The sequence below is a fragment of the Marinobacter alexandrii genome (assembly GCF_005871205.1).
Lineage (GTDB): Bacteria > Pseudomonadota > Gammaproteobacteria > Pseudomonadales > Oleiphilaceae > Marinobacter > Marinobacter alexandrii.
In genome coordinates, this window is sequence record NZ_SWKM01000013.1 from 87,708 (window position 1) to 106,620 (window position 18,913).

Below are 18,913 nucleotides of genomic sequence, written 5' to 3' on the forward strand. Positions count from 1 at the left end.
GCCTCAGCCCTTTGTTTTCTTTTCCAGTTCTTTAATCCGTCGTGCAAGACCATCCAGTTGCCGGAAACGAACCGCATTCTTGCGCCACTGCCGGTTGGTATCTGCGCTGGTGCCGGAAGAATACACGCCGGGCTCCCGGATATCACCGGTGACCAGTGTCATACCCGTCAAATGTACCTGATCAGCGATTTCCAGATGGCCGGCAACGCCGGAGGCACCGCCAAACACGCAGTGGCGCCCGATGCGGGTACTGCCTGCGATACCGACCATGGCGGCCATGGCACTGTGATCACCAATTTGCACGTTGTGAGCGATCTGGATCAGGTTGTCCAGCTTTACTCCGTCGCCGATCACGGTGTCATCGAGGGCGCCGCGGTCGATGGTGGTGTTCGCACCCACTTCCACGTCATTGCCCAACACCACCCGGCCAAGCTGGGCGATCCGCTGCCAGACACCTTTCTCATTGGCAAATCCAAACCCGTCAGACCCGATCACCGCACCGCTGAGAATGTGACAACGCTGCCCAAGAACCACATCATGTGCCAGGGTCACGCGCGGCCGGATCACGGTGCTGGCACCGATCTGGGCTCGGGCACCAATCACGGAGCCCGCGCCAATCACAACCTGTTCGCCAACTACAACGCCGGCCTCAATAACTGCATTGGGGCCAACCGAAGCGGTTTCCGCCACGCGGGCGTCCGGGTCCACCACTGCCGTCGGGTGAATGCCTGGCTTGGCAACGGGCTCGGGGTCAAACCAGTGACTCAGACGAGCGTAGCCCAGATAGGGATTGTCGAGTAACAGCACATTGGTTTCAGAGTCGCCGGCGGTTGCCGGCGACATGATCACAGCCGAAGCCTGGGTATTGGCCAGGTACTTGGCATAGGACGGGTTCGCCAGAAAGCTGATTTGACCCGGTGTCGCTGCCTGCAGCGTGGCGAGTCCGGTCACCTCAAGGTCTGAGTCACCCCTGAGTTCGGCGCCCAGCGCCGTGGCGATTTCACCGAGCCGGAAGGACTTCTTTGTCATTACTCGCTCCCTAAAAACCTACCGGGGACACCCGCTTGGAACTTAACGGTTCAGCTTCTCAAGCAACTGTGGTGTCAGGTTCATCTCCGGCTTCACATAAACCACCGCTTCGCTGGGCAGGATAATGTCGAGATCGTTTTCCTCAAGCAGCTCTTCCACAGCGAGATCGACTTCCGGACGTGCCTGCTCCAGGAACGCTTGTTTACGCTGCGCAACAGCACTGTCCAAGCGCTGCTTCAGGAAATTGAATTCCTTAACCTTTTCCTGGAATTCAGCCGTCAGCTTGCTGCGCTCGCTTTCGTTCATCATCGCGCCGTCTTTTTCCAGACGCTCTTTGAGCTCACGAGCTTCGTCCTGCACTTCACGTACTTTAGCCTCGTCTGCGGCAAAGTCCTTCTGCAGTGTTTCACTGAAGCTCTTGGCATCGTTGGACGAGAATAGTGCCTGACGCAGATCAACGACACCAATGCGGGTCTCGGCCATGGCCGGGAACGATAGCACCATCAGCGCCGCTGCAATCATCATGAAAATTCGGAACATTGGTTTTCTCCTACGTTTGATCCGTTGTTTTTTGGTCCGTCATTCGTCAGAAGGTCTGGCCCAGTGAGAACTGGAAGACCTGGGTCTCATCCCCATCTTTATCGTTCAATGGTTTCGCAAGGCTGAACGCCAGCGGGCCGACGGCGGTAATCCACTGGAATCCGACACCGGCAGACAGCCGAACATCTTCAAGCTTGGGCTCGAAATCACGGTCAGTATCAAACACCTGCCCCGCATCCAGGAAGAACGCGGTCCGCATTGAGCGGGTGTCACCGGCAAATGGGGTCGGGAATATCAGCTCAAGACTGCCCTCAGTCAGCAGATTACCACCGAAAGGATCTGGATCGGACAGATCGTTGGGGCTGTTGGTGGCCAGCGGCCCCAGGGAGTTGGCCTCGTAACCCCGGACCGAGCCATAACCGCCCGCGTAGAAATGCTCGTAGAACGGCATTTGGGTACGATCCCCGTAGCCGTCGCCGTAGCCGATGTCGCTGCGGGCACGAAAAATCCAACTACCGGAATCGGTGATCGGCTGGTAGAAATCGGTCTTGTGGCTCACCTTGTAGAACGTCAGGTCACTGCCCGGAACGGCCACATCCAGTGACACCGAATGGCTGTAACCATCGGTTGGCAGAACACCGCGGTTCAGGGTGCTTCGGCGCCAGCTACCGAACAGGAAGTAGTTATCGAAAGAGTCACCCTCCTCCGCAATGAAATCGTTCACTTCCTGGGACGTAAAGGAGCCGGCCTTGATGTTGGAGCGAGTGTAGCCCAGACCAAAATTCAGGCGGGTGATGCTATCCGTGGGATAACCGAAAGTAACCCGACCACCGTATTCATCCAGCAGGTACGAGGAGATGTCCTCATCTTCGTAGTCGGTCTCGCGGGCGAACAAACTGAAGCCACGACTTACACCGTCCACCGTGTAATACGGGTCGAGGTAGGACACATTGGCGCTTTTCACTGAGTCGCTAACGTTAACACCGAACGACACTCGCTTACCGGTACCAAAAAAGTTGTTCTCAGAGACGTTGGCGCCGAGGATAACCCCCGAATCCTGCGAGAAACCAATGGACGCGGACAAGCTGCCGGTCGGCTGCTCTTCGACACTGTAGTTCACATCGACCAGATCATCCGTGCCGGGCACTGGAACAGTTTCAACTTCAACCGCCTTGAAAAAGCCCAAACGTTCGAGCTTGGTCTTGGAGTATTCAATTCGGTCGGAGGAGGCAATCCCCCCTTCCATCTGCGTCATCTCTTGGCGCAGGACATCGTCCCGGGTAGAGACGTTGCCCTCAAACTTCACCCGGCGAACGTAAGCACGCTTGCCCGGCTCGACGAAGAAGGTAACCGCCGCCGTATTGTCTTCACCCGGTTCAGGCACGGCATTGACGTTGGCGAAGGCATAACCTTCACGACCCAACCGGAAAGCGAGTGCCTCGGAGATCGCGGTCATGCGGGCACGAGAGAAGACATCGCCCTCTTCAACGGGAATCAATTTACGCAATTCCTCTTCGCCGACGATCAGGTCGCCGCGCAGGTTTATTTCCGAGATGGTGTACTGAGGCCCTTCGTTCAGCGCGATGGCAATGAACACCTGCTGCTTGTCCGGAGAGATGGAAACCTGGCTCGATTCCACGTTGAAATCCAGGTAGCCCCGATCCAGATAAAACGACCTCAATGACTCAAGGTCACCACTCAACCGTTCGCGGGCATATTTATCGGAGTTGGTAAGCGAGTTCCACCAGGTGCTGGTCTGGAGTTCGAACAGCCCGAGCAACTCCTCGTCCTTGAACTCCTCGTTGCCCACGATGTTGATGTGGTGGATGGCAGCCACGGTACCTTCGTTGATCTCCAGGCGAATAGCCACCCGGTTTCGGGGCTGGTCTTCTGCAGTCGCCTTGACGCGGGCGTTATAGCGGCCCTGGGCGATATAAGAGCGGAGAATTTCCAGCTCCAGGCGCTCCAGTGTAGCCCGACGGAACACCTGACCTTCCTGCAATCCGGCGCCCGATAGCGCGTCCATTAGCATTTCGGTCTCAATGTTCTTGTTGCCCTCAATCTCAATGGAGCTGATGGAGGGACGCTCCCGAACGGTAAGGATCAGAACGCCGGCATCGCGGCTGGCTTCAATATCGGTAAAGAGACCGGTCCGGAACAGGGACTTGATGGCATCAGCCAGCTCGGACGGATCGACCTGCTCACCAATGTTGACTGGGAAGGATGAAAATACCGTACCGGCAGATACCCTTTGCAGGCCCTCAACCTCAATATCCGCAACCGTAAATTCGTCTGCCGTGGCTGTATTTATGCCAGTCGCGGCTACAGCGAGGCCAATGGCTACACCTAGAAGAGAACGTCTCATTCAAATATTTCGCCTGGTTAATGCGCGTAAAGAGCTCGCAATTCTCACAACCGCATCAGGTCGTTGTAAAGAGCAAACACCATTAATGTAAGAATCAATGCCATACCAATCCGCAACCCGAGTGCCTGGGCCTGGTCAGAGAGCGGCCTGCCCCGGATGGCTTCGATGGTGTAATAAACAATATGCCCACCATCGAGAATGGGTACTGGCAACAAATTAAGAACGCCGAGACTGATGCTGAGATAAGCCAGAAACCGCACGAAATCTTCAAACCCGGAGCTCACGCTGGCTTCAGCAACCCGGGCAATCGTGATCGGCCCACTAAGATTGGTCGGCGACAGCAGCCCGGTGACCATCTTCTTGATGGCGACGAGGGTCAGACGTGTGTCTGCCCAGGTCTCGCTGACGGCATGGGGAATGGCTGCCAGCGGGCCATAGCTGACTTCCCGCAAAGCCTCCTCGGGCCAGGACACGGGCTGAACGCCGGCTCCCACAAACCCAATAGCCTCACTGCCCTCAACGGCTTTTGCTTTCGGTGTGACCTGAACCATGCGTTCGGTGCCGTCACGACGAATGGTCAGGGTCAGTGTTTGTTCCGGCGCCTGCTGGATAAATTCGACCAGATCAAACCAGTTTGCCACCGGCTGACCATCTACGGCCAACACTTGGTCACCGGCTTGCAAGCCTGCCTGCTGGGCACGGCCGCCATCCGAGATCTGCCCAAGCAGCGGGGGAATTTCAGGACGCCAGGGCGTAATCCCGAATTCAGACAGAGGGTTTGGAGATTGCTCACTCAGGCGCCACCCACCCAGCTCACCTGCAATGGTGCCTCGCGCGCCGTTATCGGTAACCTCCATGGCAATGTCGCCACGCTCACCTGCGCGTTCCAGCAGGCGCATGTTCACATCGCGCCAGGACGACACCCGATGACCATCGACGGCATGCAGCTCCATGCCTTGGCGCAGGCCCATGCGTTCCGCAACTGTATCCGGGGCGACGTCGCCCACGATGGGAGCGACCGAGGTGACCCCGACAACACCCAGCAACCAATAGGCGGCCAAAGCGAACAGGAAATTGGCCACGGGACCGGCGGCGGCAATGGCAATGCGCTGGGACGGTGATTTGGACGTGAATGCCTGGTCTTTGAGTTCTGCCGGAACCGGGCCTTCCCGCTCATCCAGCATTTTGACGTAGCCACCCAAGGGAATCGCCGCAACCGCGAACTCCGTGCCATGACGGTCATACCAGGAAAATAACGGCTTACCAAAACCCACCGAGAACCGGAGCACTTTGACGCCACAGCGGCGGGCAACCCAGAAATGGCCGTACTCGTGCAATGTGACGAGAATGCCCAGGGTGAGCGCGAGCGCCAAAATGGTTTCGATTATTTGCATAGCATTCCCGGTTAGTGGCTACAACGCACAAGCACAATGTTCGAAATTTCAGACAGTTAACATTCCAATCTGTTCCCGGGCGTGCTCTCTCGCTTCGAAATCCTTAGCGAAAATCGCCTCAAAACTGTCTGCCGGCGTCACGGTTGTGGCCGCCAGCGTCCGCTCTATGATAACGGGGATATCGGCAAAACACAGGTTACCAGCCAGAAAGGCTGAAACAGCCTCCTCATTGGCGGCATTCAGCACCGCTGGCGCTGTGCCGCCCTGAACAAACGCCTCGGCTGCCAGCCTCAGGCACGGAAAGCGTACCAGATCTGGCCGCTCAAAATGGAATCGGCCTATGGAAAACAGATCCAGCGGTGCAACCCCGGCGTCGATGCGCTCGGGCCAGGCCAGACCATTGGCAATGGGAGTGCGCATGTCCGGGCTACCCAACTGGGCCAACACTGATCCATCCACATACTCAACCATGGAGTGAATGATGCTCTCAGGGTGGACGTGCACCTCCACCCGTTCCGGCGTGGTGTTAAACAGCCAGCAGGCTTCAATCAGCTCCAACCCTTTATTCATAAGAGTGGCGGAATCCACTGAAATCTTCTGCCCCATGGACCAATTGGGGTGAGCACAAGCCTCGGCCGGAGAGACCGATCGCAATGCCTCGGCGCTGTATTCCCGGAATGGCCCGCCCGAGGCGGTCAACAGGATCCGGGCCACACCCGCGCCTCTGGGATCGCGGATCCGGTCCGAGGGCAGGCACTGGAATATCGCATTGTGCTCAGAATCAATGGGCAGCAGCTCGGCGCCCGAATCGGCAACCGCGTCCATGAAGAGCTTGCCGGACATCACCAGTGCTTCTTTGTTCGCCAACAACACCCGCTTGCCAGCACGCACGGCCGATAGGGTTGGCGGCAAGCCCGCTGCGCCAACGATAGACGCCATGACTGTATCCGCGGCCGGGGCCGACGCCACCTCACACAGCCCCTCAGTACCGCCGAGCACACGGATATCGGGCAGATCAGACAGCAACTCAGCCAGCAGTGTCGCTGCGCCCGGGTCGGCCATCACCGCCACCTCCGGCTGAAACTCACGACACAGCACCGCCAGCTCACGTGCCCGCGTGCCGGCCGTGAGCGCATAAACGGAAAAACGATCGGGATGGCGCCGAATCACGTCCAGCGTGCTCAAACCAATGGAACCGGTCGCTCCGAGTATCGTAAGGCGGCGCGTTTCCATGGTTACCACTGTCCGGCGGTGAGCCAGCCAAGTTGGGTGATGATCAATGCAAACACAGGAATGGCTACGGTCAGGCTGTCGATGCGGTCCATGATACCACCATGACCGGGCAACAGCTGACTGCTGTCTTTAACTCCGCGAAACCGTTTGAGCATGCTTTCCAGCAAATCACCCAACACCGACACCAACCCGGTCGCCAAACTCGCGAGGATCAGGAATGCCGTTTCAGGAACACTGGCGGATACAATCAGACTGACCAGCAGAGCGAAAACACCAACGGCAACCAGTCCGCCCCAGACACCGGCCCAGGATTTGCCCGGGCTGACCCGAGGCGCCAGCTTGGCCTTGCCAAAAGCCCGACCCGCAAAGTAGGCACCAATATCGGCAACCCAGACCACGCAGAATACGTAGAGGATGGCCCACAGGCTGTTGCTTACAGTACCGAAGTCCAGCACGCCGGTGCGAAGGTGATTCAACCCCACCCAGGCCGGCAGCAACACCAGCAAGCCCATGATCGCGCGGGCCGGCACACTACCCCAACCGGCCGACCCGGCGGGATAACTGCGGACCAACAGGAAACTGACAAACCACCAGGCCAGAGCCAGCCAAAGTACAGCGACGGCCGGTACGTTCAGCAGCCCATAAAGAATTCCGGCAATGACAGCGGCGTAGGCGACTCGGCCGCCCTGCCCCTCAATCCCGGACAGATTGGCCCATTCCCAGGCCCCAAGCGTGATGATGGCGCCAGTAAACAGGGCAAAACCAAGAGGCGGCAAAAAAAAGATGCCACCAATAGCGATGGGGGCCAGGATCAATGCGGTAATGATTCGGGTTTTTAACACGGTGAACGTCGCTATGGTTTCGTTATTGTTGTGAGGCTTTGGCGGCTATCTGGTCATCCGTCTGGCCGAAACGGCGCTGACGACCAGCGTAAGCCTGCAGCGCCTTGCGCATCTCGTCGGCCTTGAAGTCAGGCCAGAACACAGGGGAAAAGTACAATTCGGTGTAGGCGAGGTGCCAAAGCATGAAATTGCTGATTCGCTGCTCGCCTGCGGTGCGGATCATCAGGTCCGGCATGGGAAGGTCACCGATACTCAGGTGCTGCTGAATCAGGTCATCGGTGATATCGGAAGGCTCAAGCTCTCCTGCACGCACTTTGGCAGCAACCTTTCGGCTGGCCTCGGCGATGTCCCAATGCCCGCCATAATTGGCGGCAATGACCAGGGTCATCCGGGTGTTGTGACGGGTCAGCTCTTCCGCCTCGCGCATGTGCTTCTGCAACGCGGCACTGAAGGCTGATCGATCACCAATGATCCGCAACCGGATGTTGTTGCGGTGCAGTTTCCGAACCTCACGCTCAAGCGCAAACAGGAACAGCTTCATCAGCGCGGACACTTCGTCTTTCGGACGCCGCCAATTTTCACTGGAAAACGCGAACAGGGTGAGCACTTCTACCCCTTCGCGCCCGCAGGTTTCCACCACGGCCTTGACGGCATCCACACCGGCCTTGTGTCCGGCGACACCCGTCAACCGGTGCTGCTTGGCCCACCGGTTGTTACCGTCCATGATAATAGCCACGTGCCGCGGCCGGCTCTCTGCCGACATCGGAATCTCTGCGGATACCGTTCCCGTCATGAAACCCTCTGCTCGACCGGAGGAGAAGTAGCCCCCGGATCATCGTTCGCGTGCAAGAAAATCCAGGCGATCAAACCGCCATCAAATCCTCTTCCTTGGATTTCAGAGCCTTTTCTACTTCGGCGATGTAGCGGTCGGTGAGCTTCTGGATCTCATCCTCGCCCTTGCGCTCGTCATCCTCTGTGATTTCCTTTTCCTTCAGCAATTCCTTGATGGTGCTGTTGGCATCACGACGGGCATTGCGGATGGAAACCCGGCCATGCTCGGCATCGGCCTTCGCCTGCTTGACCATTTCCTTACGGGTCTCTTCGGTCAGCATCGGCATAGGCACCCGGATAACGTCGCCGCTGGTGGCCGGGTTAAGGCCCAGGTCAGAGGTCATGATGGCCTTTTCGATGGTCGGCACCAGGTTCTTTTCCCACGGCGTTACGGTGAGCGTACGGTTATCTTCAGTGTTTACACTGGCAACTTGCTTTAGCGGCGTCGGCTGGCCATAGTAGCTGACCATGACGCTGTCCAGAATGGCAGGGTTCGCCCGACCGGTACGAATTTTCTTGAAAGCCGAATGGAGCGACTCCAGGCTATTCTGCATTTTCTTCTCGGCTTCTGCTTTGATGTCGTTAATCACTTCAGCATCCTCGATTCATTCGTCAAATCATATGTTGCCGTGGCTTCCGGCCAATAGCTTCAAGGCCCGGCTATTCGATCAGTGTACCTTCTTTCTCACCAGTTACGATGCGCGTCAGGGCGCCCGCCCGGTTCATATCAAACACTCGCAGCGGAATGCCGTGATCCCTGGCCAGACAGATGGCAGTCAGATCCATAACACCCAGTTTTTTGTCCAGCACTTCGTCGTAGGTCAGGTGATCGTACTTTTCAGCACTGCTGTCCAAGTGCGGGTCTGCGGAGTATACGCCATCGACCTTGGTCGCTTTGAGCACTGCGTCCGCCTCGATTTCAATGCCCCGCAGGCAGGCCGCCGAATCCGTAGTGAAAAAGGGATTACCTGTACCAGCACAGAAGATGACTACATCACCGTCCTTCAGATCCCGCACTGCACGACGGCGATCGTAATGCTCGACAATGCCGCTCATGGGTATCGCCGACATTACCCGGGTCCGAATGTTGGACCGCTCCAGGGCATCACGCATGGCCAGGCCATTCATCACAGTGGCCAGCATACCCATGTGATCACCGGTAACTCGATCCATGCCGGCCGCGTTCAACGCTGCACCCCGGAAAAGGTTGCCGCCACCAATAACCAGGCCAACCTGCACACCGATACCAATCAGTGCACCAATTTCAAGGGCCATGCGATCAAGGACTTTGGGATCAATACCGAAATCGTGCTCTCCCATCAGGGCCTCGCCACTGAGCTTGAGCAGAACACGCTTGTATCTGGGCTGGGTTTTGGATGATGTCGGCATGAGGATCCCCTTTTCGTCTGTTGGCTGCGGTCCGGCGTAATACGCGTCGCAGGCTTGTATCTGACATACTCCTCAAAAAAAAGGGGTATCTCAGATACAAGCCCGCCACGAAAGCCAGGTAGACCTGACTAACGTGGCAGACTCAGATGGCACTGTGGTGTTAAACCAGTGCCGAAAGAAGGATCAGGCCTTGCTGGTGCCAGCTGCCGCAGCAACTTCAGCAGCGAAATCCACTTCTTCTTTCTCGATGCCTTCGCCCACTTCCAGACGAACGAACTCGACCAGCTCGCCACCGGCGGACTTGATCAATTCACCGACGGTCTGGTCCGGGTTCTTAACGAAAGGCTGCTCAACAAGGCTGTTTTCCTTGAGGAACTTCTTGATACGGCCGCCCATCATCTTCTCGACGATTTCGGCAGGCTTACCTTCCATGTCGGGCTGGGCCTTAATGACTTCTTTCTCTTTCTCGAGCTCTTCCGCAGGCATCTCTTCCGGCTTGCCAACACGCGGGTTAACAGCGGCAGCATGCATTGCGATGTCACGAGCAGTTTCTGAATCGCCGGCAGTCAGTGCTACGACACAGGCGATCTTGTTGGTGCTGTGAACATAACCACCAACAACCGGGCCTTCAACCTTAACCAGACGACGCACAGAGATATTCTCGCCGATCTTCTGAACCAGCGCTTCGCGCTTGGCCTCCAGATCGCCTTCCATCAGCTTGGCAACGTCGGTTTCGCCCTTTTCGAAAGCGACAGCCAGAACGTCGTTGGCGAAGTTCAGGAAGTTGTCGTCACGAGCAACAAAGTCGGTCTCTGAGTTTACTTCCAGAATGTAGGCGACGGTGTTGTCGTCTGAAATCTTGATCAGGGATACGCCTTCAGCGGCAGTACGACCGGCTTTCTTGGCGGCCTTCAGGCCAGAAGACTTGCGCAGCTCTTCGATTGCAGCGTCGACACTGCCTTCAGCTTCTACCAGTGCTTTCTTGCACTCCATCATGCCAAGGCCAGTACGCTCACGCAGCTCTTTGACCATTGCAGCGGTAATTGCAGCCATGTTCAATCCTCTCAACTGTTACGAATTCGGTGGGAAGTACGCCCGGATCAAGTCCGGGCGTACTTTACATCTCAACGTGAAGCTAACGCTTATTCGGCGGCCGGGGCGGCGCCTTCCGCGTCTTCGCTGACTTCTACAAACTCGTCAGCGCCTGAACCTGCAGACTGCGAGGCTTCCATGCAGGTGTCAGCAACGGCTTTCACGTAGATCTGGATCGCACGAATCGCGTCGTCGTTGCCCGGGATCACGTAATCAACGCCGTCCGGATCGCTGTTGGTATCAACAACACCGATAACAGGAATGCCCAACTTGTTGGCTTCCTTGATAGCGATACGCTCGTGGTCCACGTCGATAACGAACAGTGCGTCCGGCAGGCCGCCCATATCCTTGATACCACCGATAGAACGCTCAAGCTTATCCATCTCGCGGGTGCGCTCAAGAGCTTCTTTCTTGGTCAGCTTGTCGAAAGTGCCGTCCTTTCTCTGGGCTTCCAGATCACGGTAGCGACGGATCGACTGACGGATCGTCTTGTAGTTGGTCAGCATGCCGCCGAGCCAGCGATGGTTAACAAACGGCTGGTTGGCGCGTTCTGCTTCTTCCTTGACGATCTTGGCCGCAGCACGCTTGGTGCCAACGAACAGGATCTTGTTCTTGTTCTCTGCCAGCTGCTGAATGAAGTTCAGCGCTTCATTCATGGCAGGAACAGTCTGCTCAAGGTTGATGATATGAATCTTGTTACGGGCGCCGAAGATGAACTTCGACATTTTCGGGTTCCAGTAGCGAGTCTGGTGACCGAAGTGAGCACCTGCTTTCAGCAGGTCACGCATATTTACCTGAGCCATGATAGTTACCTTATTTAGCTTCGGGTTAGACCTCCACGCGTCCGATTGCCCCAACCCGCCTTCATCTAACTGAAGGGAGGCACCCTGGGACAACGTGCCGACACGTGTGTGAATTTGCCGGATTTGTTTCCAGCGGGCGCGTTTATACCATATTTCGAGCGGACAACGCCATTATTTTTACCACCCCCCTTCCTTGTACCCAGCCTCTCGCGCCCTTAAAATGCCGGTTTGATACAAATCAATGGGAAGCCCGATGCAAGTATCGATCAAGACCCCGGAAGAAATCGAAAAAATGCGCGTTGCCGGCCGCTTGGCTGCCGAAGTGCTCGAAATGATTGGTCAACACATCAAGCCCGGCATCAGCACCGAAGAGATTGATCGCATCTGCCACGACTACATTGTGAATGAGCAGAAAGCGATCCCGGCTCCACTTAACTATAAAGGGTTTCCGAAATCGGTCTGCACCTCGGTCAACCACGTGATCTGCCACGGCATCCCGTCGGAGAAGAAGATCCTGAAAGATGGGGACATTCTGAACATTGATGTCACGGTCATAAAGGATGAGTACCACGGCGACACCAGTAAGATGTGGACAGTGGGCAAGCCCAAGCCCGGCACCGAGCGACTGATCAGCATTACCCAAGAGTGCCTCTATAAAGGTATCGAACTGGTTAAGCCGGGCACGCGCCTGGGCGACATTGGCCACGTTATTCAGCAGCACGCTGAAAAGCACCGTTATTCAGTGGTTCGTGATTACTGCGGCCATGGCATCGGCAAAGTGTTCCATGAGGAGCCGCAGGTGATGCATTACGGCAAGCCCGGCACAGGCATGGAGCTACAGGAAGGTATGACCTTCACTATTGAGCCGATGATCAACCAAGGCAAATACCAGACCAAACTGCTGCCCGATGGTTGGACCGTGGTCACCAAGGACCACAAACTATCCGCACAGTGGGAACACACCATTCTGGTCACTGCAGATGGTCACGAGGTTCTGACCAAACGAGCCGAAGAGTCCTTTTAAGTGGACCTGAGCGAACTGGAGTCGCGCATCAGTAACGACACCTCCCCGGTGTCTGCAGCCCGTGAGCTCTTGCGAGAGCGGTATAATGCCGACGCGGAAGCATTCCGCCAGGGCGCGGATGTACGCGCCCTTGTCCATTCCCGGGCTAACACCGTGGATACGGTGCTCAGGCTGATCTGGAATCGCTACCCCTTCTCCAGCTCGCCAGACATCGCTCTGGTTGCGGTCGGCGGCTATGGCCGCGGCGAACTGCACCCGCAATCAGACATCGACCTGTTGATCCTGACCCGCTCGGGCATTGAGGACTGTTGGCAGGACGATCTAAGCTCTTTTATTACCCTGCTGTGGGATCTGAAGCTCGATATTGGCCACAGCGTTCGCAGCATAGAGGAAAGCAAAGCCGCTGCCCGGGAAGACGTCACCATCCTCACCAACCTGCTGGAAACCCGCACCATCGCAGGCCCGGACGAACTACGGAACGAACTGAGCACCCAGGTCTATGACGACGGCGTCAGCACCGATCGCGACTATTTCATTGCCAAGCGGCAGGAACAGCGAGACCGCCACAACAAATACGGTGACACCGAATACAATCTGGAACCCAATGTTAAAGGCTCGCCCGGCGCGTTAAGGGATATCCAGACCATTGGCTGGATCACCAAGCGGCACTTCGGCCTCCAGAACATCGCCGACCTGACCCGGTTCAGCATTCTGACGGAAGAAGAGCACCAGATTCTGTTCCAGGGCGAAACCTTTCTTTGGCAGCTTCGCTACGGTCTGCAACTGCTGGCTGACCGGCCCGAGAACCGGCTGCTGTTTGACCATCAGCGCGCACTGGCGCAAATGCTTGGTTACCACGATGAGGGCAAGCGTCTCGGCGTTGAACTGATGATGCAATCCTATTACCGAACGGTGTTGGCACTGGCGGAGCTCACCGACGTCATCCTTCAATATTACGATGAAGCGATCCTGGGCACAGGCACTACGGACGACATCCAGCCGCTGAACAAACGTTTCCAGATTCGAAACCGTTATATAGAAGCGGTTAACAACCAGGTGTTCGCCTACGCTCCCTACGCCATCATGGAAATTTTCGTGCTGATGGCGCAGCACCCGGAGATCAAGGGAATCAGAGCCACGACCATTCGATCCCTGCGGGCGCACCGGCATCTGGTCGACGATGCCTTCCGGTCGGACCTGGCCGTCACCACCCTGTTCATGGAACTGCTGCGGACACCGCACGCCCTGGACCAGACTCTGTCGGCCATGAAGAAGTACAACGTGCTGGGCCGGTATCTGCCGGAATTTGGCCAGATCATCGGGCAAATGCAGCACGACCTGTTCCACATCTACACCGTGGATGCCCACACCATGAGGGTGATCCGCAACATGGTCAGACTGAACAGCGCCGAGGCCCGCACCGAATACCCCCTGGCGTCACGGCTGATCCATCGGTTGCCAAAACTGGAAACCCTGTACATTGCCGGCATCTATCATGATGTCGCCAAGGGCCGCGGTGGCGATCATTCGGAACTGGGGGCGATCGATGCGGAAGCCTTTTGCCAGCGGCACCACCTGAGCGAACGCGATACCAAGCTGGTGTCCTGGCTGGTAGAAAACCACCTGCTGATGTCGATGACTGCGCAGCGCAAGGATATTTCTGATCCCGACATCATTCACAACTTTGCCCAGGCGGTACCGAGTCAGGCGCACCTGGACTACCTGTACGTGCTGACTGTCTGTGACATTAGCGCCACCAACCCGAAACTGTGGAACACCTGGCGTGCATCGCTGCTGCGCCAGCTGTACATCGAAGCCAAGCGCGCCTTGCGCCGGGGCACAGAAACACCGATCAAGCGCCACGAGTGGGTCAGCGCCACGCAGTCGGAAGCCCGGGAAATCCTGCACGCCCAGAATATGACCGACGAACAGATTGATCACATCTGGGACACGGTCGATGAGGACTATTTCCTGCAGGATTCGACCGTGGATATTGCCTGGCAAACAGCCGCCATTATCCGTCACGGCGACAATCCGGATCCCCTGGTGCTGATTCGCGATACCCGCGGCGGCCCCACCGACGGCTACTCCCAGATCATCATCTACATGAAAGACCGGGTGGCGCTGTTTGCCGCCACCACTGCGGTGCTGGAGCAACTGAACCTCAACATCGTGGACGCTCGGATCAGCTCAAGCGAAGGCCCCTATTCAATCAGCTCCTATGTCGTGCTGGATGAAAAAGGCCAGCCTCTGGGCACTGATCCAGCGCGTAAAGACCGGGTGCGTCAACGCCTGATTGAAGAGCTGGACGATCCCGACGATTACCCCGACATCATTCATCGCCGCACACCGCGGCAGTTGAAGCACTTCGCGTTCCCAACCGAAGTGACTTTCTCAAACGACACCGTCAATCAGCGCACCGTCATGGAAGTGATCACGCCCGACCGACCGGGTCTACTGGCGCGAATCGGGCAGGTACTTCTGGACCATCGGGTGCGCCTGACCAATGCCAAGATCGCAACCCTCGGCGAACGAGTGGAAGACGTCTTCTTTGTGACCGACGAACAGGGCGAACCCCTGCGCGATCCGGCGACATGCCATGAATTGCAGCAAGACCTCTGTAAAATGCTGGACGATATTCAATGAATCCAAACCTGGACCGACTTCATCCCTACCCCTTCGAAAAACTGGCCAAGCTAAAAGCAGGTATCTCCACACCGGAACACCTGCGGCCAATTTCCCTGGGTATCGGAGAGCCTAAACACCCATCGCCTGAGTTCGTAAAACAGGTGATCGCGGACAACCTCGACAAGCTCGCGAACTACCCGACTACCAAGGGCACCGACGAATTGCGCACTGCCATCGCTGACTGGGCGACCCGGCGCTTCCAGCTTGAAGCCGGCTCACTGAGTCCGGCTGACAATATAGTGCCGGTCAACGGAACCCGGGAAGGCATTTTCTCCCTGGTCCAATCCGTTGTCGCGGGCAGCGATTCCGCCACGGTAGTCAGCCCGAACCCGTTCTACCAGGTCTACGAAGGCGCTGCGTTCCTGGCAGGAGCCACTCCCATCTACCTGCCTTGTGATGGATCGAACGGCTTCATTCCTGATTTTGGCGCGGTGCCGGATTCGGTCTGGCAAGACTGCCAGATCCTCTTCCTGTGCTCCCCCGGCAATCCCAGTGGTGCTGTAATGCCCCGGGAAACCCTGATACAAGTCATCAAGCTGGCCGACAGGCACGACTTCATCGTCGCCTCAGACGAGTGCTACTCTGAACTTTACCCCGATGAGAACCAGCCTCCCGAAGGCCTGTTGCAGACCTGCGCCGCCATCGGCCGCAACGACTTTGCCCGCTGCATCGTGTTTCACAGCCTGTCCAAACGCAGTAACCTGCCCGGCCTGCGATCCGGCTTCGTGGCCGGCGACGCCTCGGTGCTCAAGGGCTACCTGAAATACCGCACTTACCACGGCTGCGCCATGCCCATCCACAACCAGCTGGCCAGCATTGCCGCCTGGCAGGACGAAGCCCACGTCGTTGAGAATCGGACCGCCTATCGCGCCAAGTTTGAGGCCGTAGTGCCCATTCTTCGTGAGGTCATGGACGTCGAGTTTCCCGATGCCGGATTCTACCTGTGGCCGGTCACACCCATGGACGACGAAACCTTCGCCCGAGAATTGTCAGCCCAGCAGAACGTGCATGTTCTGCCCGGCCGCTACCTGTCTCGCACCGTCGAAGGCCACAACCCCGGGGAACATCGGGTTCGAATGGCTCTGGTGGCGCCCTTGGAAGAGTGCGTGGAAGCAGCACGGCGCATTGTTGATTTTGTGAAGGCGAACACTCCATGAAGATTTACGGCATCAAGAACTGCGACACCGTCAAGAAAGCCCGCAAATGGCTCGACGAACAAGGCATTGAGCACAGCTTTCACGACTTCAAAAAAGACGGACTGGATGACGCCCTGCTCCAACGACTCGAACAGGCCGTTGGCTGGGAAACCCTGCTTAACCGCCGCGGCACCACCTGGCGCAAACTTCCGGATGAGGTTCGTGATACCATAGACGGTTCATCTGCCCACAGCCTCATGCTGGAAAATCCGTCCATCATCAAACGACCGGTGGTCGAGCATGAAGGTTCAATTTCCGTTGGCTTCAAGGCCGACGATTGGGCCCAACAGTTTTCAAACGCTTAAGTCTGACGATCATAGAGGAGCAACCACCTGATGAGTTTCGCATTCGGTATCGGCATCGGCACCCAGAACAGGCAGGGACATTGGCTGGAAGTCTATTACCAGCAGCCGGTTATGACCCCCGATAACGCCCTGATGGAAGTGGTTCAGAATGCCCTGGACTACAAGGGCGGAAATCAGGCGATTAGCGCCTCCGCCGAGCAGCTCAGCCAGCTTGCCCACGCCCTGCGTCAGATTGGCCAGGCCGAACAGGCACGGCTTGCGGAAGCAGCCGAAACCAGCAAGCGCCCTGTTGTAGTTACCATTCTGGAAACCGACGACACGGCCTCGAGCACGCCTGAGGTATACCTCAAGCTACACCTGATCTCCCATCGCATGACCAAGCCTCACGCCTTGAAACTCGATGGCATTTTCGGATTGCTTCCGAACCTCGCCTGGACCAGCGAAGGCGCTATCGATCTCGGCGAACTGCCAGACCGTCAGCTGCAGGCGCGAGTTGAAGGCCACACGCTAGAGATTAAATCCGTCGATAAGTTCCCGCAGATGACTGATTACGTTGTGCCATCCGGCGTGCGTATTGCAGATACCGCCCGAGTCCGTCTCGGCGCTTACGTCGGCGAAGGCACCACTGTCATGCACGAAGGCTTTATCAACTTCAATGCCGGCACCGAAGGCACCAGCATGATCGAAGGCCGCATTTCTGCGGGCGTCATGATCGGCAAGGGCTCGGATCTGGGCGGCGGCTGCTCCACCATGGGCACCCTGTCCGGCGGCGGCAACATCATCATCGCGGTGGGCGAAAACTGCCTGATCGGCGCCAATGCCGGCATCGGTATCCCCCTGGGCGACCGTTGCAAGGTTGAGGCCGGTCTGTACATCACCGCCGGTACCAAAGTTGCCCTGCTGGATGACAACAACAAGCTGGTGGAAGTAATCAAGGCCCGCGACCTGGCCAACCAGCCGGACCTGCTGTTCCGTCGTAACAGCCAAACTGGCGCCGTGGAATGCAAAACCAACAAGTCCGCCATCGAGCTGAACGAAGAACTGCATGCAAACAACTGAGTCGAAAACCCTTGAGCTGGCCATCGATCTGATCCGCCGGCAATCCGTCACTCCGGATGACGCGGGCTGTCAGGCGCTGATGATGTCGCGCCTGGGTCCGCTCGGTTTTGACGGCGAGAACCTGCGCTTTCGCGACACCGACAACCTCTGGGCCCGCAAGGGTTCAGACGGCCCGGTACTGGCCTTTGCCGGTCACACCGACGTGGTACCAACCGGCCCGGAAAAAAACTGGGCACACCCGCCGTTTGAGCCGGTCATCAAGGACGGTTTCCTGCTGGGACGCGGAGCGGCCGACATGAAAGGCAGCCTGGCAGCGTTTGTCACGGCTTGTGAGCGATTCGTTGAGGCGCACCCGAATCATCGGGGATCGATCGCACTACTGATCACCAGCGATGAGGAAGGTCCGGCCCAGGACGGCACGGTAAAGGTGGTCGAAACCCTGGAAGCCCGGAACGAGAAGATCGACTGGTGCCTGATCGGCGAGCCCTCCAGCACGACGGAAGTCGGAGACGTAATCAAGAACGGTCGCCGAGGCTCTTTGCACGGCTACCTGACGATTCGAGGTGTTCAGGGCCATGTCGCCTACCCGCACTTGGCAGAAAACCCCGTACACACAGCAGCGCCAGCCTTGGACGCCCTGGCACAGGAATTCTGGGACAACGGCAACGATTTCTTCCCGCCCACGACCTTCCAGATCACCAAGATTGAATCCGGAACCGGAAGCAACATTATTCCCGGCGAATGCCTGGTGCATTTCAACTTCCGTTACTGCACCGAGAACACCGCCGAAAGTCTTGAAGAGCGCGTGGTCGCGATCCTGGACCGTCACGGCCTGAAATATGATCTGGACTGGCATCTGAGTGGCCGGCCATTCCTGACTGATCGTGGTGCGCTGGTTTCAGCCAGCCAGAACGCCATTCGGACGGTCACCGGCCGGGAAACGGAGCTGTCGACCTCGGGTGGAACGTCCGATGGGCGCTTTATCGCTCCTACCGGTGCTCAAGTGGTGGAGCTCGGCCCTATCAATGCCACTATCCACAAGGTGGACGAGTGCGTGAAAGCCGAGGATCTGGATACGCTTTCCAGCATTTACGAGCAAATTCTGGTTGAGCTTCTGGCCTGA

Annotated in this window: 17 protein-coding genes; 6 read left to right on the plus strand and 11 right to left on the minus strand. The window is 57.4% G+C overall.

Annotated features, from left to right (window positions below):
* Nucleotides 1-3: 3 nt before the first annotated feature.
* The 11 genes from lpxD to rpsB form a co-directional block, all read right to left on the minus strand.
* Entirely contained in the window at nt 4-1,029 is a 1,026-nt protein-coding gene (lpxD, locus tag FCS96_RS11390; protein WP_138440508.1) for a UDP-3-O-(3-hydroxymyristoyl)glucosamine N-acyltransferase, read from the minus strand.
* Between the two features lie 42 nt (nt 1,030-1,071).
* Entirely contained in the window at nt 1,072-1,569 is a 498-nt protein-coding gene (locus FCS96_RS11395; protein WP_138440509.1) for an OmpH family outer membrane protein, read from the minus strand.
* A gap of 46 nt (nt 1,570-1,615) precedes the next feature.
* Nucleotides 1,616-3,934: an outer membrane protein assembly factor BamA gene (gene bamA, locus FCS96_RS11400; protein WP_138440510.1), complete on the minus strand. Its 2,319-nt coding sequence runs from the start codon at nt 3,932-3,934 to the stop codon at nt 1,616-1,618.
* Between the two features lie 44 nt (nt 3,935-3,978).
* On the minus strand, nt 3,979-5,328 hold the full coding sequence (gene rseP / locus FCS96_RS11405; protein ID WP_138440511.1) for an RIP metalloprotease RseP: 1,350 nt from the start codon (nt 5,326-5,328) through the stop codon (nt 3,979-3,981).
* Between the two features lie 48 nt (nt 5,329-5,376).
* Entirely contained in the window at nt 5,377-6,561 is a 1,185-nt protein-coding gene (gene ispC / locus FCS96_RS11410; protein ID WP_138440512.1) for a 1-deoxy-D-xylulose-5-phosphate reductoisomerase, read from the minus strand.
* Nucleotides 6,562-6,563: 2 nt separating this feature from the next.
* Nucleotides 6,564-7,403 carry a phosphatidate cytidylyltransferase gene (locus tag FCS96_RS11415; RefSeq protein WP_138440513.1) on the minus strand — a complete coding sequence of 280 codons (840 nt, stop codon included), beginning with the start codon at nt 7,401-7,403 and terminating at the stop codon, nt 6,564-6,566.
* Between the two features lie 22 nt (nt 7,404-7,425).
* Nucleotides 7,426-8,196 (minus strand): polyprenyl diphosphate synthase, encoded by a 771-nt coding sequence (gene uppS / locus FCS96_RS11420; RefSeq protein WP_138440514.1) that lies wholly within the window; start codon nt 8,194-8,196, stop codon nt 7,426-7,428.
* A gap of 70 nt (nt 8,197-8,266) precedes the next feature.
* Complete coding sequence (frr, locus tag FCS96_RS11425; RefSeq protein ID WP_138440515.1) at nt 8,267-8,824, minus strand: ribosome recycling factor; 558 nt, start codon at nt 8,822-8,824, stop codon at nt 8,267-8,269.
* Nucleotides 8,825-8,894: 70 nt separating this feature from the next.
* Nucleotides 8,895-9,623: a UMP kinase gene (pyrH, locus tag FCS96_RS11430; protein ID WP_138440516.1), complete on the minus strand. Its 729-nt coding sequence runs from the start codon at nt 9,621-9,623 to the stop codon at nt 8,895-8,897.
* A 183-nt stretch (nt 9,624-9,806) separates the two neighbouring features.
* The gene (gene tsf, locus FCS96_RS11435) at nt 9,807-10,676 is read right to left on the minus strand and encodes a translation elongation factor Ts (RefSeq protein ID WP_138440517.1); all 870 of its coding nucleotides are present in this window, start codon (nt 10,674-10,676) and stop codon (nt 9,807-9,809) included.
* A gap of 89 nt (nt 10,677-10,765) precedes the next feature.
* Nucleotides 10,766-11,518 carry a 30S ribosomal protein S2 gene (gene rpsB, locus FCS96_RS11440; RefSeq protein ID WP_138440518.1) on the minus strand — a complete coding sequence of 251 codons (753 nt, stop codon included), beginning with the start codon at nt 11,516-11,518 and terminating at the stop codon, nt 10,766-10,768.
* 253 nt (nt 11,519-11,771) lie between these two features.
* On the opposite strand from rpsB, the gene map reads away from it, so the two are divergent.
* From map to dapE, 6 genes are read left to right on the plus strand one after another with little or no spacing between them, the layout of a single operon-like run.
* Nucleotides 11,772-12,542: a type I methionyl aminopeptidase gene (map, locus tag FCS96_RS11445; RefSeq protein ID WP_138440519.1), complete on the plus strand. Its 771-nt coding sequence runs from the start codon at nt 11,772-11,774 to the stop codon at nt 12,540-12,542.
* Complete coding sequence (locus FCS96_RS11450) at nt 12,543-15,188, plus strand: [protein-PII] uridylyltransferase (protein ID WP_138440520.1); 2,646 nt, start codon at nt 12,543-12,545, stop codon at nt 15,186-15,188.
* Nucleotides 15,185-16,387, plus strand: coding sequence for a succinyldiaminopimelate transaminase (gene dapC / locus FCS96_RS11455; protein WP_138440521.1), 1,203 nt, complete (start codon nt 15,185-15,187; stop codon nt 16,385-16,387). The genes FCS96_RS11450 and dapC overlap by 4 nt, the downstream gene beginning before the upstream one ends.
* Nucleotides 16,384-16,731: an ArsC family reductase gene (locus FCS96_RS11460; RefSeq protein ID WP_138440522.1), complete on the plus strand. Its 348-nt coding sequence runs from the start codon at nt 16,384-16,386 to the stop codon at nt 16,729-16,731. The genes dapC and FCS96_RS11460 overlap by 4 nt, the downstream gene beginning before the upstream one ends.
* A 30-nt stretch (nt 16,732-16,761) precedes the next feature.
* Complete coding sequence (dapD, locus tag FCS96_RS11465) at nt 16,762-17,790, plus strand: 2,3,4,5-tetrahydropyridine-2,6-dicarboxylate N-succinyltransferase (protein ID WP_138440523.1); 1,029 nt, start codon at nt 16,762-16,764, stop codon at nt 17,788-17,790.
* A complete protein-coding gene (dapE, locus tag FCS96_RS11470; RefSeq protein WP_138440524.1) occupies nt 17,777-18,913 on the plus strand; it encodes a succinyl-diaminopimelate desuccinylase in 1,137 nt (378 codons plus the stop codon). The genes dapD and dapE overlap by 14 nt, the downstream gene beginning before the upstream one ends.

Excerpts from the sequence above, each read along its gene's own strand:
- uppS (WP_138440514.1), bottom strand. The coding sequence starts at position 8,196 with ATGACGGGAACGGTATCCGCAGAGATTCCGATGTCGGCAGAGAGCCGG.
- dapC (WP_138440521.1), top strand. The coding sequence starts at position 15,185 with ATGAATCCAAACCTGGACCGACTTCATCCCTACCCCTTCGAAAAACTG.
- ispC (WP_138440512.1), bottom strand. The coding sequence starts at position 6,561 with ATGGAAACGCGCCGCCTTACGATACTCGGAGCGACCGGTTCCATTGGT.
- rpsB (WP_138440518.1), bottom strand. The coding sequence starts at position 11,518 with ATGGCTCAGGTAAATATGCGTGACCTGCTGAAAGCAGGTGCTCACTTC.
- lpxD (WP_138440508.1), bottom strand. The coding sequence starts at position 1,029 with ATGACAAAGAAGTCCTTCCGGCTCGGTGAAATCGCCACGGCGCTGGGC.
- bamA (WP_138440510.1), bottom strand. The coding sequence starts at position 3,934 with ATGAGACGTTCTCTTCTAGGTGTAGCCATTGGCCTCGCTGTAGCCGCG.
- dapD (WP_138440523.1), top strand. The coding sequence starts at position 16,762 with ATGAGTTTCGCATTCGGTATCGGCATCGGCACCCAGAACAGGCAGGGA.
- FCS96_RS11460 (WP_138440522.1), top strand. The coding sequence starts at position 16,384 with ATGAAGATTTACGGCATCAAGAACTGCGACACCGTCAAGAAAGCCCGC.
- pyrH (WP_138440516.1), bottom strand. The coding sequence starts at position 9,623 with ATGCCGACATCATCCAAAACCCAGCCCAGATACAAGCGTGTTCTGCTC.
- rseP (WP_138440511.1), bottom strand. The coding sequence starts at position 5,328 with ATGCAAATAATCGAAACCATTTTGGCGCTCGCGCTCACCCTGGGCATT.
- dapE (WP_138440524.1), top strand. The coding sequence starts at position 17,777 with ATGCAAACAACTGAGTCGAAAACCCTTGAGCTGGCCATCGATCTGATC.
- FCS96_RS11395 (WP_138440509.1), bottom strand. The coding sequence starts at position 1,569 with ATGTTCCGAATTTTCATGATGATTGCAGCGGCGCTGATGGTGCTATCG.
- tsf (WP_138440517.1), bottom strand. The coding sequence starts at position 10,676 with ATGGCTGCAATTACCGCTGCAATGGTCAAAGAGCTGCGTGAGCGTACT.
- map (WP_138440519.1), top strand. The coding sequence starts at position 11,772 with ATGCAAGTATCGATCAAGACCCCGGAAGAAATCGAAAAAATGCGCGTT.